The organism is Asticcacaulis tiandongensis, from assembly GCF_006475605.1.
Taxonomy (GTDB): domain Bacteria; phylum Pseudomonadota; class Alphaproteobacteria; order Caulobacterales; family Caulobacteraceae; genus Asticcacaulis; species Asticcacaulis tiandongensis.
The window spans coordinates 43,983-58,244 of sequence record NZ_SSBC01000022.1; the positions used below are offsets into that span (position 1 = coordinate 43,983).

At 56.5% G+C, this 14,262-nt stretch carries 9 protein-coding genes and 2 pseudogenes; 7 read left to right on the forward strand and 4 right to left on the reverse strand.

All coding sequences use genetic code 11. The features are described from left to right. Nucleotides 1–16: 16 nt before the first annotated feature. Nucleotides 17–1,477, reverse strand: coding sequence for a tetratricopeptide repeat protein (locus E5201_RS14255; protein WP_246050811.1), 1,461 nt, complete (start codon nt 1,475–1,477; stop codon nt 17–19). A gap of 567 nt (nt 1,478–2,044) precedes the next feature. Between E5201_RS14255 and E5201_RS14260 the strand changes: the two genes are divergently transcribed. The 7 genes and pseudogenes from E5201_RS14260 to E5201_RS14290 form a co-directional block, all read left to right on the forward strand. Then, entirely contained in the window at nt 2,045–3,088 is a 1,044-nt protein-coding gene (locus tag E5201_RS14260) for a rod shape-determining protein (protein WP_140987123.1), read from the forward strand. Between the two features lie 217 nt (nt 3,089–3,305). Continuing rightward, entirely contained in the window at nt 3,306–4,415 is a 1,110-nt protein-coding gene (gene mreC, locus E5201_RS14265; RefSeq protein WP_140987124.1) for a rod shape-determining protein MreC, read from the forward strand. Between the two features lie 77 nt (nt 4,416–4,492). Further along, entirely contained in the window at nt 4,493–4,963 is a 471-nt protein-coding gene (locus E5201_RS14270; RefSeq protein ID WP_246050812.1) for a hypothetical protein, read from the forward strand. A gap of 20 nt (nt 4,964–4,983) precedes the next feature. Next, the gene (mrdA, locus tag E5201_RS14275) at nt 4,984–6,933 is read left to right on the forward strand and encodes a penicillin-binding protein 2 (protein WP_181404661.1); all 1,950 of its coding nucleotides are present in this window, start codon (nt 4,984–4,986) and stop codon (nt 6,931–6,933) included. 8 nt (nt 6,934–6,941) lie between these two features. Next, nucleotides 6,942–8,096 carry a rod shape-determining protein RodA gene (gene rodA / locus E5201_RS14280; RefSeq protein WP_140987126.1) on the forward strand — a complete coding sequence of 385 codons (1,155 nt, stop codon included), beginning with the start codon at nt 6,942–6,944 and terminating at the stop codon, nt 8,094–8,096. Between the two features lie 159 nt (nt 8,097–8,255). Further along, complete coding sequence (locus tag E5201_RS14285) at nt 8,256–9,296, forward strand: glycoside hydrolase family 43 protein (protein WP_140987127.1); 1,041 nt, start codon at nt 8,256–8,258, stop codon at nt 9,294–9,296. A 44-nt stretch (nt 9,297–9,340) separates the two neighbouring features. Further along, nucleotides 9,341–9,754 (forward strand): annotated as a pseudogene (locus E5201_RS14290) (integrase core domain-containing protein); the annotation flags it as partial. Between the two features lie 487 nt (nt 9,755–10,241). On the opposite strand, the gene lepA reads toward E5201_RS14290, so the two are convergent. The 3 genes and pseudogenes from lepA to E5201_RS14305 form a co-directional block, all read right to left on the reverse strand. Beyond that, nucleotides 10,242–12,047 carry a translation elongation factor 4 gene (lepA, locus tag E5201_RS14295; RefSeq protein ID WP_140987128.1) on the reverse strand — a complete coding sequence of 602 codons (1,806 nt, stop codon included), beginning with the start codon at nt 12,045–12,047 and terminating at the stop codon, nt 10,242–10,244. Nucleotides 12,048–12,089: 42 nt separating this feature from the next. Continuing rightward, a complete protein-coding gene (locus E5201_RS14300) occupies nt 12,090–13,223 on the reverse strand; it encodes a GNAT family N-acetyltransferase (protein WP_181404660.1) in 1,134 nt (377 codons plus the stop codon). 926 nt (nt 13,224–14,149) lie between these two features. Beyond that, nucleotides 14,150–14,262: pseudogene (locus E5201_RS14305) on the reverse strand (IS5/IS1182 family transposase); the annotation flags it as partial.

The following is a 14,262-nucleotide window of genomic DNA, read 5'->3' on the forward strand; positions in this document are numbered from 1 at the left end:
GGTCATAATCCTTCCATTACCGGTGAGGCGAGCGTGAAACTTCGTTAAGCACCGCCTGAAGCCGCGCCGCCGAAGGCCGGTAGCCATCAAGCGCCGACCCCAGCCTCAGGACAACGGCACTGGCCTTGTCCTGATCGGCAACCCCTGACAGCCCCAGCGCAAAATAGGTCGACATGGCATAGCGCGCCTCAGCCGAGCCTTGCTTTTCGGCTTCCTGATACCAGTGGAAGGCGCGGGCATAGTCGGCGGGGACACCCACCCCTTCGGAATACATTACCGCCAGCACCAGTTGCGCCTGAGCCGAGCCATTGGTCGCCGCCAGCTGAATGGCCCGTACACGATCCAGATTATTCAGACGCCCGCCGTCCTTACGGCCCAGTATGGCCCGAAGACCCATCACCGTGTGGTCGCTGACCTCGGAGGGGGCCTGCGCTACCTGATCGGTCAGATCGAGATAGACCAGCGCCCGCCCGACATGGATAAACGGCAACTCATCCATGCGCGTCAGGGCATAGCCGTAGATATCGCCGCGCGGGCGGCTTTCGTCGGCATGAGGCACGCCACCGGCGGGAGCCTGAGGCGGATAAAATTCAAACGGCGACACCCAGCGTTTGGCCTTGGCCTCAACAAAAGCGCCATATTTGCTGCGCTCACGCTCAGGCGAGGAGCGCTCAAAATCCTTGAGCATGACATAGGCCCCGACATCACCGGTCGCCGAGGCCTTATAGTTATAGAGATAGGCATCAACATCATTGCGCTGGAACAGCGAAATAACATTCGGACGCGCATAGGCTGGATCGCGCATGGTGGCGCGCACGCCTTCACGGTTATCGGCAGGCTCGCCCATCGGCCCGTACTGCGTGTCATAGAGCCGCCCCAGCGTGCGGAAACCATCGGCCCCAAGCTGTGACTGGACATAGATGACACGGTTACGCACCTGATCGCGCTCTGAGGTATCCATACGCGCCAGAAGACGCTCAAGCTGACGATAGCCATTGGCCCGTTCTGCCGCCAGGCATTTGTCAAAGCGTGAGGTGTGCTGACCATTACGTGCGGTGCGATTAATAGGGGCGTAGCCTTCGGGGTTGGACAGGGCCATAACCAGCCACACCGCCGCCTCAACCGGATCGGTCAGGTTCTCATCGGTGGCCCTCAGGCCCATATAGCGGTTGGAAAGCTCGATCTGGGCAAAGAAATCATTGCTGAAGGCGAGCTTGCGGAAATGGCGAATTTCACGTTCCTGATCGCCAAAATGGCTGTTGTCCGTCCCCGGCGGGCGCGGGCAGGTCGGGCCGATTCGGCTGTCGCGACCTTCGGTGGGCCAGTTGACGCCATTGGGACCGCAGCCCACCATAACTGAGGCTGCCGCAACCGCTGTAATCAGCCGGGTAAGGCGCACGACGCTCCGCCGCCCGGTCACATGCCGGTCGGCACAGGTCGCCTTAGCCTTGAAGCGGACAGACAGGCCCCAGAACATCACATATCGCTCCGGCCATAAGGGCCGATAATGGTGAATACAGATATGCGGGAAAAGGCTGATACTGACACGCGCTACCTCCCCCCAAGGTTACGTTCGTACGGATGGTTTGCGTGCCCCCACTGAAACGGACGCGTTAACCATAATCTGATCATGCGCGAAAGCGCCGGTAAAGACTAGTGAAAAATTAGCGCACTTTTATAAAAAGGGAGTGGGGTGAAAAAAAGCGCTGTTTTACGATTTTGATCAGGTCTGATAGGGCCTGTTTTTCGCAGGCCTAAGTCCATAAAGAAAAACAAGAATCCACCACGGGGTGACGGCTTTGTGACCACGGCGGTTTGGGGTATAAAAAATCAATAAAAATACGGGTTTACATTTTTATTTCATCCGGCCCGCTTAAGTTTTTTTTAGAGGGCCTTGAAATTAACGCAAGATAAGGGCAGGAGTGTTTTCCCGGTATCGGAACCTTGAAAACATTTGGAATTAAGGCCCGCTATCGTACCTGACGGCTCAGGCCGTTCGCCTTTTTTCTGCCTCATTTTCCTTCTGTTTGCAACGGTCTCGCCTATGTTCAAATCCTTTTTCGGCAGTTTTTCTAACGACATCGCCATCGATCTCGGTACGGCGAATACGCTCGTTTATATGAAAGGCCGCGGAATCGTGCTGAACGAGCCTTCGGTGGTGGCCCTGCGCAATGTCGGCGGCCGCAAGGTCGTCCATGCGGTGGGCATCGAAGCCAAGCAGATGCTCGGCCGTACCCCCGGCCATATGGAAGCTATCCGCCCGATGCGTGACGGCGTGATCGCCGACTTCGAAGTCGCTGAGGAAATGATCAAGCACTTCATCCGCAAGGCCCATAACCGCAAGGGTTTCGTTAATCCTAAGGTTATCGTTTGCGTGCCGTCAGGGGCCACTGCCGTGGAACGCCGCGCCATTAACGATTCGTGTCTCAATGCGTCGGCGCGCCGCGTAGGCCTGCTGCCTGAGCCTATGGCCGCTGCCATTGGTGCCGGTCTGCCGATCCATGAACCGACCGGTTCGATGGTCGTTGACATCGGCGGCGGCACGACCGAAGTCGCCGTTCTGTCCCTGTCGGGTATCGTCTATTCGCGTTCGGTACGCGTTGGCGGCGACAAGATGGATGATTCGATCACCAACTTCATGCGCCGTAACCATAACCTGCTGATTGGTGAAACCACCGCAGAGCGCATCAAAAAAGATATCGGCACCGCCCGTGTGCCGCATGACGGCGAAGGTCTGGCGATCGAAGTCAAGGGCCGCGACCTGATGCAGGGTGTCCCGCGCGAGGTTCGCATCAGCGAGCGTCAGGCCGCCGAAGCCATCGCCGAGCCGGTATCGCAAATCATTGAGGCCGTTAAGGTTGCCCTTGAGGCCACACCGCCCGAACTGGCCGCCGATATTGCCGATAAGGGCATCATGCTGACCGGTGGCGGAGCACTGCTGCGCGGTCTGGATGAGGAAATCCGCGACCATACCGGCCTGCCGGTAACCATTGCCGAAGACCCGCTGTCCTGCGTGGCTATCGGTTGTGGCCGGGTGCTTGAGCATCCGCGCTGGATGAAGGGTATTCTTGACTCCACCATGTTCTGATAAGGCCTGCCTCCCGTGCCCTGACGGTTCGGGAGCGGCTTGCGGCGGGGCAGACTAAGGGGGCGCATGTCCGTTACACCTGAGCGGTGAAACGACATGGGATATATAAGTGCCAAAGGTATCTTATAGTAAATGACGGTTTGTAAGGACGTCCGGCGTGCCATACGGGGAAAAGTCATCTTTTGAAGCGATCAAGGTCCCTCTGACCTGGGGGGTCATGGTTATTGTCGCGGGCCTCTGCATTATCGGGGTGCTGCTGTTCCTTGGCGACCGCCGCTCAGACATGACCGAGGCTAGCTATGGCAATCGCGCGGGCTTTGATGCCGCCGCCGGGCCTGCCAATAACCTCCTGTCGACACCGGCGCACTGGGTAGGCGGCATTGCCGGCTGGTTCGATGACTATCTGTTTGCGGTTTCGGAAAATCGCCGCCTGCGGAAGGAAGTGGCTGATCTTACGCAATATAAGAACAGCTTTCTTCAGGCAAAGGAATTGAACCGCCGCTACGAGACCCTGCTGCAATTACGCACCGACCCTGAGGTGGCCATGGTCGCCGCCCGTTCGGTTTCCGTATCCCGCGGTCCGTTTAACAATACCCGCCTGATCAATGCCGGTCGCGAAGACGGCGTGAAATTCGGCCATCCGGTGATCAATGAGCAAGGCCTTGTCGGGCGCGTGGTCGGCACCGGCGGTCAGGTCAGCCGTGTCCTGAGCGTCACCGATGTCGTCAGTCGTGTGCCCGTGGTCATCAGCCGTACCGACGCCCGCGCCATTATGGCTGGCGACGGCGGCGGCTATCCACGCCTTGAGTTCGTGCGTGGCAAGGATGCGGTCAAAAAAGGCGATCAGGTTCTGACCTCCGGCGATGGCGGAATCTTCCCGCGCGGCCTGCTGGTCGGTGAGGTCGTCCCGAGCGTTGACGGGGTCTGGCGCATCAATCTCTATACCAATCGCGGCCCTATCGATATGGTCAAGGTATTGAAATATGATGATTTTTCAAACCTGCCTGATTATACCATCCTGAGCACGCCGCCGGTTACAGACGTCCTGCCGCCGCCACCCGCGCCTGCGCAAGGCCAGACAACGGGGCAGGGGGCATCCTCTTCTTCTGCGTCGTCATCTGCTGCCGCACCGGTTGCGGCTCCGGCAGCCGCACGCCCGGCGGCCACACGGGCAGCAACCCCTCCCGCAACACCCCCCGTTCAACCGGCCCCCCGCGCCGCGCCACAAACCACAGCCCCACGTCCGGCACCTCCCCAGCCTCAGGCTGCTCCGGCGACGCCCGCCACCCCGCCTCAGGCCCCCGCCGCGCCAGCTGACGGAGACTAGGGGTGCGGACGCCGATCAACAAAAATATGCGGCGGGGGCTGGCAGGCAAAATTATAGGGCCGCACGAATGGATCGGTATGCCCGCTCTTCTGGCCATTGCTGCCACCCTGATCATGGCCACCAATATTCCCCTGCCGTGGGGACTGGTGCTGCCTGAGCCGGTCTGGCCTCTGGCCCTGGCCTTTAGCTGGCCGCTGATCCGCCCAAGCTATATCGCACCCTTTGTACTGGCTGCGCTTGGCCTGTTCCTTGATTTTTTCTGGGGTGCTCCGCTCGGATTCTACGTTCTGCTACTGATGATCGTCTTTAGCGTTACCTTCCTGATCCGCAGCTATATTGTCGGTCAGGACATGACCATTGTCGCAAGCGTTTATGTCATGTCGATTATCGGCTTTTTCATACTGGGCACGCTTCTGACGACGCTTTATGCCGGTCAGGTGCCCCGCCTTCTCGGCGTTGCCGAACAGATGTTCGCCAGCCTGATTACCGTGCCGGTCATGTGGTGGCTGCTGGATAAATATCTCCATGCCGATGTGAGGTTCCAGTGAACGAAACCACCTTCCAGAACATGGGGGAACGGCAGGGGGTCTTTAACCGGCGCATTTTCCTGATGGGCGGTGTGGTCGCCTTTGGGCTGTTTGCCCTGACCGGTCGTCTGGCGCACCTCCAGATTCTGCATGGCGGGCGCTATAAGCGCCTGTCGGCGGCCAACCAGTTCAATTTCCGTCTTATCCCGCCGCCGCGTGGCCAGATTCTTGATCGCAACGGCAGCGTTCTGGCCGGAAACCGGCCCTCGTTCCGCGTGGTGGTGCGCCGTAACGAAATCGAAGACATCGATAAGACGCTCGATCAGCTCAGCTATATCCTGCCTCAGACCGCCGCCAATCGCCGCCGTATTGTGCGCGATATCAACCAGTCCCAGCGCTTTGTGCCAACGATTGTCGCTGCTGATCTGAGCTGGGAGGATTTCTCGCGTGTTAATCTCTACGCCGCCGAAATCCCCGGTGTCGAAGCCGACATGAACGAGATGCGCGTCTATCACTATGGCGGGGCCTTCTCGCATGTGGTCGGCTATGTCGCCAAGGTCTCCGAATCCGACCTTAAGGCCGAGGGCGAAAACCCTGACCCCATGCTGCTGCACCCGGGTTTCCGCATCGGCAAGCAGGGCGTCGAAAAGGCCTTTGAAAAGCAGTTGCGTGGCGTATCCGGCGCGCAAAAAGTTGAGGTCAATGCGGTGGGTGGCGTCGTCGCCGAAGACCCGACCGGCACTCGTCCGCCCGTGCCGGGTGAGGATATCACCCTGACCATTGATGCCGAGGTGCAGCAACGCGCCCTCGAAATGTTCGGCGAAGACTCAGGTTCGGCCGTGCTGATGAATGTGCACAATGGCGAGGTCCTGTGCATGGCCTCGGCCCCGTCCTTTGACCCGAACCTCTTTGTCTCGGGCATTTCGACCAAGGCCTATCGCCTGCTGGCTGACTATGAGCGCCGGCCCTTGCTGGATAAGGCGATTGGGTCTACCTTTGCACCGGGTTCGACCTTTAAAATGGCGACGGCTCTGGCCTTTCTCGCCGCTGGCATCGACCCGAAGGAGCGCGTCGTCTGTCGCGGTTCATACCCCTTCGGGCGGCGTAATTTCCGATGCTGGCGCGCAGGCGGACATGGCTCAGTTGATATGAATGACGCCATCAAGCATTCGTGCGACGTCTATTTCTACCACCTGTGTAACCGCGCGGGCGTCGACCGCATATCAGAGACCGCCCATAAGCTGGGTCTGGGCGAACTGTTCGACCTTGAGATTGCCGGACAAAAAAGCGGCGTCATACCTTCGACGGAATATAAGCGCAAGAATTTCAAAAACGATCCCAAGTGGCATCCGGGAGAAACCCTGTCTGTGGCCATTGGTCAGGGCTATACGCACGTTTCGGCCTTGCAACTGGCGGTCTATACGGCACGGATCGCCAATGGCCATAAGGCCGTGACGCCGCACCTTGTGAAAAAAATCGGCAAGGTCGATCTCGATTTCAATTTTGCGGATATCGACATTCCACCGGAACATCTTCAACTGGTGCGTAACGGCATGAACGCCGTGAGTAACGACTCGGACGGTACGGCCTTCCGTAACTCGCAGCTTAATCTCGGCGACATTAAGATGGCCGGTAAGACCGGCACGGCTCAGGTCATCAACTATGATCGGGCAGGAACACGTCGTGCCACCCAATGGCGTAACAAGGACCACGGCCTTTATGTCTGTTATGCGCCGGCGGATAATCCGAAATATGCGCTGGCCGTCGTGGTTCAGCACGGGGTCGCCGGTGGCACGGTCGCCGCCCCCAAGGCGCGTGAGATCATGAAGGTGGCCCTGCTCAAGGACCCTGAGATGCAGGCCCGTATCGTCAGGCCGCCGCCCCCTGAGGTGCCGGATGAGCCGCTGATCATACCCGAAGCCGACGCCTCTGCCGACGTTTTGCAACCCGCTGCGCCTGCGGCGGACGATTTCGTTCCTCCAACCCCTTAAGGATTATCATGGCCGAAAGCGCAATGACCCGCCGGGGCGAGCGGGAAAGATACGACAACAAGCTGTTACAGATCGATACCGGTCTGGTGCTGTCCATCAGCGCCATTGCCGGTATCGGGGCCCTGATGCTTTACAGCGTCGGCGGCATGTCGTGGGAGCCGTGGGCCTATAACCACCTGCTACGCTTCGGCCTGTGTTTTGTGGTGATGATCGGACTGGCCATTGTCGACCTGAGGATCTGGCTGAGACTGAGCTATCCGTTCTATCTGTTTTCCCTGCTCCTGCTGATCGCCGTTGAGGTCGCCGGTGAGGTGCGCATGGGGGCGCAGCGCTGGCTGACACTGGGGCCGGTGACGCTTCAGCCGTCCGAGTTTATGAAGCTGGCCATCGTCATGGCGCTCGCACGCTGGTATCACGAAAGCTCTGCTGAAGAGGCGAAGCTGCACTGGAAACTGATCGTGCCGCTGATGATGATCGCCGTGCCGGTGCTTCTGGTGGCCCATCAGCCGGATTTGGGGACGGCCATGCTGATCCTGTTGACGGGACTGGCGGTGATGATTGTCGCAGGCCTGGACTGGCGTATTATCGGGGCCTCGGTGGCGGCGGGGGTCGCCGTAGTGCCGTTCTTCGTCATCTTCGTCATGCATGACTATCAGCGCGAACGCGTGCTGACTTTCCTCAATCCCGAAGCCGACCCGTCAGGGGCCGGTTATCACATCCTGCAATCGAAGATCGCCATGGGTTCCGGTGGCCTGCTGGGCAAGGGACTGGGGCTGGGGTCACAGTCTCAGCTAAACTTCCTGCCGGAAAAACACACCGACTTCATTCTGGCGGCTGTGGCCGAAGAACTGGGCTTTGTCGGCGGTCTGACGGTGTTTCTGCTCTATGCCGCCGTGGTGTTTATTTCTATCCGTATCGCCAACCTGTCGCATAACCACTTCGGGCGACTGGCGGTCGCAGGGGCCACCGCGACCTTCGCGCTCTATGTGCTGATCAATGGCGCCATGGTCATGGGCATGGCCCCCGTCGTCGGCGTGCCGCAACCGCTTCTGTCCTATGGCGGCTCGGTCATGCTGACCGTGATGATTGCCTTCGGGCTGGTGCTCGGCGTCAAGGTGCATCGCTATCAGGAACTGCCCCGCTCGGTCGGTTTATTCGACTAGCAGACTCATCCTCCCCTGCGCAGCGGGGGAGGTGGCCAGCTTGTCTGGCCAGAGGGGGCAAAACCCAGGACGTTTAATTGTCCGACATATTGATTTGGCAAACAGATGCCCCTATGGTCGTTTCATAAGCCAAAATATGAAACGCCTATCGAGAGAGCTATGACAGACAATACCAATGCCCTTTCCCGCCGTTATTTCCTGATCACCACAGCCGGAGCGGGCGCGACGGTCGCCTCTGGCGTACAGGCAGGGGAGGCTCCGGTGCCAATCAATCCACTGGTGCGCCAACGCGCCGATTCTCAGATACATAAACACACCGACGGCTATTATTACTTCACCGGCACGGTGCCGGAATATGACCGCCTGATCGTGCGCCGTTCGCGTACACTGGCGGGACTGAGAACCGCCGGTGAGGCCGTGGTCTGGCGTCGCCCGACCGAGGGCAAGATGGGCGGCTATATCTGGGCGCCGGAAATCCATCACTTCGATGGTCAGTGGCATATCTATTTCGGTGCCGGTGATAAGGACGAACCTTTCCGCGTACGTCTGCATGTCATTTCGACCTCTGATCCCGACCCGATGACCGCCCGTTGGTCAAAGCCTGTGCAGATGGAACTGCCATGGGATACGTTCAATCTGGATGCCACGACCTTTGAACACAAAGGTGTGCGTTACTTCTGCTGGGCACAAAAAGAGCCAGGGATTGATACCAACTCAAACCTCTACCTTGCCCCTATGGCCTCGCCGTCGAAACTGGCGGCAACACCGGCACGTCTGACGATCCCGACCTATGACTGGGAGATCATCAAATACCGCGTCGCCGAAGCCCCCGCTCTGCTGGCGCGAAATGGCCGCCTGTTCCTGACCTATTCGGCCTCAGCGACCGATTCCAACTATTGTATGGGACTTCTGACGGCGGACGAAAATGCTGACATCATGGATCCGGCCTCATGGACGAAATCCCCTGAGCCGGTTTTCAAAAGCTCAGATGAAAACAAAGTCTGGGGGCCGGGGCACAACAGCTTCATCGTCGATGAGCAGGGCCGCGATGTTCTGGTGTATCACGGTCGCGACTATAAGGAGATCAAGGGCAATTCCCTGTTCGATCCGAACCGCCATACGCGTGTTCAGCTTATCAACTATCGCGCCGACGGTACGCCTGATTTCGGCGTCCCCCGCGCCAACGGGCCGATGATCTGAGGCTGAAATTCTAATGGCCTGTCTCCATCAGAGGAGGCAGGCCATTATATCGTATCTATCGTGAGCTGGAACTAAATCTGAGGATCAAGCCCCGCAAGCGATTGAAACACGACATGCCGGAAGCTCTGGCATGCCGGATCGCCCCAATCTGGTCTGGTCGATGAACTTTATGGTCGGCAGTTCCGGCTGTTGAACGTTCTGAATGACTTCAACAGCGAAGGACGGGGCATTGAGGTGGATATCCGAAGCCTGAACCATATCTACCCGGGTCAGTCGCAGCAAAATGCTTATGTCGAACATTATACGGTCCGGCATAAATGCCTGGATCAGTATATCATCGGAAGTATTGAGGAGGCGCAGACTTTTACCACCACGCGGCTACGGACATACACAACGAACACCCCAACATGGGCATCGGCGTCATAACACCCGCTCAGAAACTGAAACAGGCCGCGTGAATTTACAAACAAACCCATCTTTTACAGGGAGGATTACCTATTCACTTAACTAAGTGCTTGATTTTGAGATACTTTGCAAAAAATAATTCAAAAATTAAAATTACGGTTAATGGCATCACAAGAGGTATAAATTTCTTGTCAACCAACATTTGAGAGCCGTAAAATTTATAGTAAAATATATTTCCTGTCGCAATAATAGTAATAATAACCGGAAGTGCACCATGTATTGATTTATGTTTTATTGGATGTATATTTTCAAATTTTACTGAGGCGGCGAAAAAAATAACTATCAGAAATGGAAAAATAAATGATGGTACTGAAATTATTTTTAGATAAAATATAATATAAATTACAATAAGTATAACGGAAATATATCTGCAAACAATTCCCAAGTATACCATGGTTATTTTCCAGTCGTTTCGTTAACTACAAAGCAGTTATTTCCGCCCATAACCTTATCTCCAGCGGATGCACCTCAAGCTAATCATCAGTCATTGTCCATCTTAAGCGCGGCGATGAAGGCCTCCTGCGGAATTTCGACCTTGCCGAACTGCCGCATCTTCTTCTTGCCTTCCTTCTGCTTTTCCAGAAGCTTCTTCTTCCGCGTGGCATCACCGCCGTAACATTTCGCCGTCACGTCCTTACGCAGGGCGCGTACGGTTTCACGGGCAATAATGCGCCCACCGATAGCCGCCTGAATGGGGATGACAAACAGGTGCTGCGGGATCAGCTCGCGCATCTTCTCGCACATGCCACGCCCGCGTGATTCCGCACGGTCACGGTGCACCAGCATCGACAGGGCATCGACCGGCTCAGAGTTAACAAGGATCGACATCTTCACCAGTTCACCCGAGCGGTATTCCTCAATGGTGTAATCGAAGCTGGCATAGCCCTTCGAGATCGACTTCAGGCGGTCATAGAAATCGAACACCACCTCATTGAGCGGCAACTCATAGACGATCATGGCGCGCGACCCGACGTAAGAAAGGTCGGTCTGAATGCCGCGACGATCCTGACATAGCTTGATGACCGCCCCCAGATAGTCGTCCGGCGTAAAGATGGTCGCCTTGATCCACGGCTCTTCGATATGGTCGATCTTGACGACATCGGGCATATCCGCAGGGTTGTGCAGGTCGATGACATCGCCATTGTTCATATAGATCTTATAGACAACCGACGGCGCGGTCGCGATCAGATCGAGATTGAACTCACGCGACAGACGTTCCTGAATGATCTCAAGGTGCAAAAGCCCCAAAAACCCGCAGCGGAACCCGAACCCGAGCGCCGCCGAGGTTTCCATCTCAAACGAGAAGCTGGCGTCATTGAGGCGCAGACGCCCCATGGCCGCGCGCAAATCCTCGAAATCCGCCGCATCAACGGGGAAGATGCCGCAGAAAACAACCGGCTGCACTTCCTTAAAGCCCGTCATAGCCTGAGCGGTCGGTTTACGCTCATCGGTAATGGTGTCCCCCACAGCCGCATCGGACACTTCCTTGATCTGGGCTGTAAAGAATCCGACCTCACCGGGGCCAAGCGCCTCAACGTCCGTCGCCTTGGGCTGGAAAACACCGAGCTTATCGATCTTGTAGGTCGCACCGGCATTCATCAGCTTGACCTGCTGACCGGGCTTCATGAAGCCGTCAAACACCCGCACCAGAACCACAACCCCCAGATAAGGGTCGTACCAGGCATCAACCAGCAGCGCCTTCAGCGGTGCGGTCGGGTCGCCCTTGGGGGCGGGCAGGCGGGTGACAACCGCCTCAAGCACGTCCTCGATGCCAATGCCGGACTTGGCCGAGGCCAGAACCGCGTCAGAGGCGTCAATGCCGATCACATCCTCGATCTGTGCCCGCACGCGCTCAGGCTCGGCGGCAGGCAGGTCGACCTTATTGAGAACCGGCACAATCTCATGGTTGTTATCAATGGCCTGATAAACATTGGCCAGGGTCTGGGCCTCAACGCCCTGAGAGGCATCGACCACCAGAATAGAGCCTTCACAGGCCGCCAGAGAGCGTGACACCTCATAGGCAAAGTCCACGTGACCCGGCGTATCCATCAGGTTGAGGATATAGGTCTGGCCATCCTTCGCCTTATAGCTCAGGCGCACGGTCTGGGCCTTGATGGTGATGCCGCGTTCGCGCTCGATATCCATATTATCGAGGACCTGCTCCTTCATCTCACGCGCGGTGAGGCCGCCGGTGAACTGAATCAGGCGGTCGGACAGGGTCGATTTCCCGTGGTCGATGTGGGCGACGATGGAGAAATTACGGATATTGGATAAATCAGTGCTCATGCCTCGGGCGATAGCATGAAGCGCACAACGGGGGAAGGGGGCTTAACCCGATGATTTCAGTCTTTGCGGCGCACTGAGAAGCGCCTGTGCCATCCCCAGAATACGTTGTGGCGTATCCAGTTCAAGCGTAGCGATCTGATCCATGCGCCGCCCGAGCCTTTGCAAGGCCGCCGCCGGTCGGTGACCGAACTGCGCGATGCGCCGGCTGCGCCATTGTGATAGGGCCTTGTCGCGCTGTCCCTGAGGCGTTGGCCCAAAGACGCGGCCATTATAAACCTTATGGATCTGGTTGCAGTAGATGCCTTTATATTCCGGCGCGCCGGTTGCCATATCATAGACGCGGATACCGGCTTCGGTCATGGCCTCACGCGCATGCGTCAGGAACAAAAGGCCCGGCGAATAATCCCTTAAGGCCGGATCATAGGTCGATATCCACGAATGCAGATAATCCCCAAGCCGTACTCCGAACTTGCAGGCCACCAGACGCTCACCGGCATAGAGGCTGGTCATATGACCCTGCAACGGACTTTCCGGTGGCAGGGCGAACAGGTCGTGCATCAGCGCCTGAATCCATTTGGGTGCCAGAAAATCGGAGATGCCGGTCTGATGGGTTTGCGCCCGCTTCCAGGTCAGCATCCGCTCAAACGTCACCGCCTCACGGTCACCCACCCGAAACTGTAACGGGCCGTGGTCGCTGATCAGCTTCTGTTCGCGACGGCGCATTTTTTTTTGGCGCTTAGGCGATACGACATTATCGGGCTGGCTGAAATCAAAACCAAAGGCCGTGTCTTCAGCCCCGTTCATGTCGGAAAACAGATCATACGGATCAATCAGGCCAATGACCTGCAACTGACGAATGCCCGCCGTTTTAAGCGCCACTTCGATGGAAAAGCCAGCCTCAGGGCCGGTAATCAGGGCCGTATAATCGGAAAAGGGGGCGCCAATCGGGCGCGCCAGCCCATTCGGGCGACGATGGTGCGCCAGAAACCCCACCGCCTCACCATTACGCCGGTAAACAGCGACATGTGCATCATCACGCACACGGGCAACCGCGTGGAAAAAGTCAGGCGACAAAAGCGGGGAGCCAAAAGCCGGGTTCGACGCAGTCATGGCCCGCCAAAGGCTTTCATCTCGGGCACTCAGATCGACAGAACGGACAAGATCGCAGGTCAGCATGGAGATAACGCACATTACTAAGGTAAAGGCAGAATTAACGAATCTTTAAGGCAAAAGTTGGGGAGAACCGGCCGCTTAAAACGCGAATTGCGTCGAAACTGTAATAATTGGAGGCATTTTTCAGGTGTTCAGACGAAAAAAAAGCGACCTCAAAATGAAAGGTCGCTTTTTTAAAGTATATTTTGTGTATTTATATTCATTCTTTTGGGATGAATATAAATAATCACAGGGCAGCCACTACGGCCAGAATGAGCGCAACAGGGAAAGTCGCGGCGACGGCCAGCGATGCGTTGCGATCAATGTTTTCGATGATGTTCTGAATGCTCATAATCAGTCTCCTTTAGTTTGATGCGCTCTATATATGCTGCGCTGCAAAATAGTAAAGGGGCTGATCGTGCGCAATTTGTCACATATTGTTAGCCATAATGCCACAATGCGTTAAGTTTTGTGAGCAGGTGCAATAATTTTGCACAAGGTAGAGAAAAGTCTCAAAAAATCCGGCATCACAACAAGATTTGCGCGTTTTTGGCACCTTTGACGCCGGTCTTGGAATTATGCCCCCGGAAACACCAAAGGCGCCGATCTCTCAGACCGGCGCCTCAAAATGTATATTACCCATGTTTTCCTGTGGGTCAGAAGATCAGGAACAGCAAAATAATCACAGGAATGGGAATGCCCAACAGCCATAATAATATGCCTTTACCCATAATTTTCTCCTTTATTCTGACTTGGTTATGCATCTCAGAATATCGGCCTCATTGTTTTTATGCTGTGGTAATATTCAGCCGGTGATGTAATTTTCATGTAAGGAAAAGCCCTATGCTTACCCCCAAGCTCACTTACGAAGCCTTGCGTGACATTGTGCTGTCATTTCCCGACACCGAAGAAACCCAGTCGTGGGAGGCGCGGTCCTTTAGGCTCAGGACTCATAACCAGAAGAGCACTGTAGCAGCGAGTGCGATGGCGGACAGGAAGACAGTCGGGCATCTGTCATAGCGGGTTGCCACACGCCGCCAGTCCTTCAGCCGTCCAAACATGA

Bases quoted from the DNA above. Each gene is read 5' to 3' on its own strand.
- E5201_RS14255 (WP_246050811.1), bottom strand. From the start codon at position 1,477: ATGTTCTGGGGCCTGTCTGTCCGCTTCAAGGCTAAGGCGACCTGTGCC.
- E5201_RS14260 (WP_140987123.1), top strand. From the start codon at position 2,045: ATGTTCAAATCCTTTTTCGGCAGTTTTTCTAACGACATCGCCATCGAT.
- mreC (WP_140987124.1), top strand. From the start codon at position 3,306: ATGGTTATTGTCGCGGGCCTCTGCATTATCGGGGTGCTGCTGTTCCTT.
- E5201_RS14270 (WP_246050812.1), top strand. From the start codon at position 4,493: ATGCCCGCTCTTCTGGCCATTGCTGCCACCCTGATCATGGCCACCAAT.
- mrdA (WP_181404661.1), top strand. From the start codon at position 4,984: ATGGGGGAACGGCAGGGGGTCTTTAACCGGCGCATTTTCCTGATGGGC.
- rodA (WP_140987126.1), top strand. From the start codon at position 6,942: ATGGCCGAAAGCGCAATGACCCGCCGGGGCGAGCGGGAAAGATACGAC.
- E5201_RS14285 (WP_140987127.1), top strand. From the start codon at position 8,256: ATGACAGACAATACCAATGCCCTTTCCCGCCGTTATTTCCTGATCACC.
- lepA (WP_140987128.1), bottom strand. From the start codon at position 12,047: ATGAGCACTGATTTATCCAATATCCGTAATTTCTCCATCGTCGCCCAC.
- E5201_RS14300 (WP_181404660.1), bottom strand. From the start codon at position 13,223: ATGCTGACCTGCGATCTTGTCCGTTCTGTCGATCTGAGTGCCCGAGAT.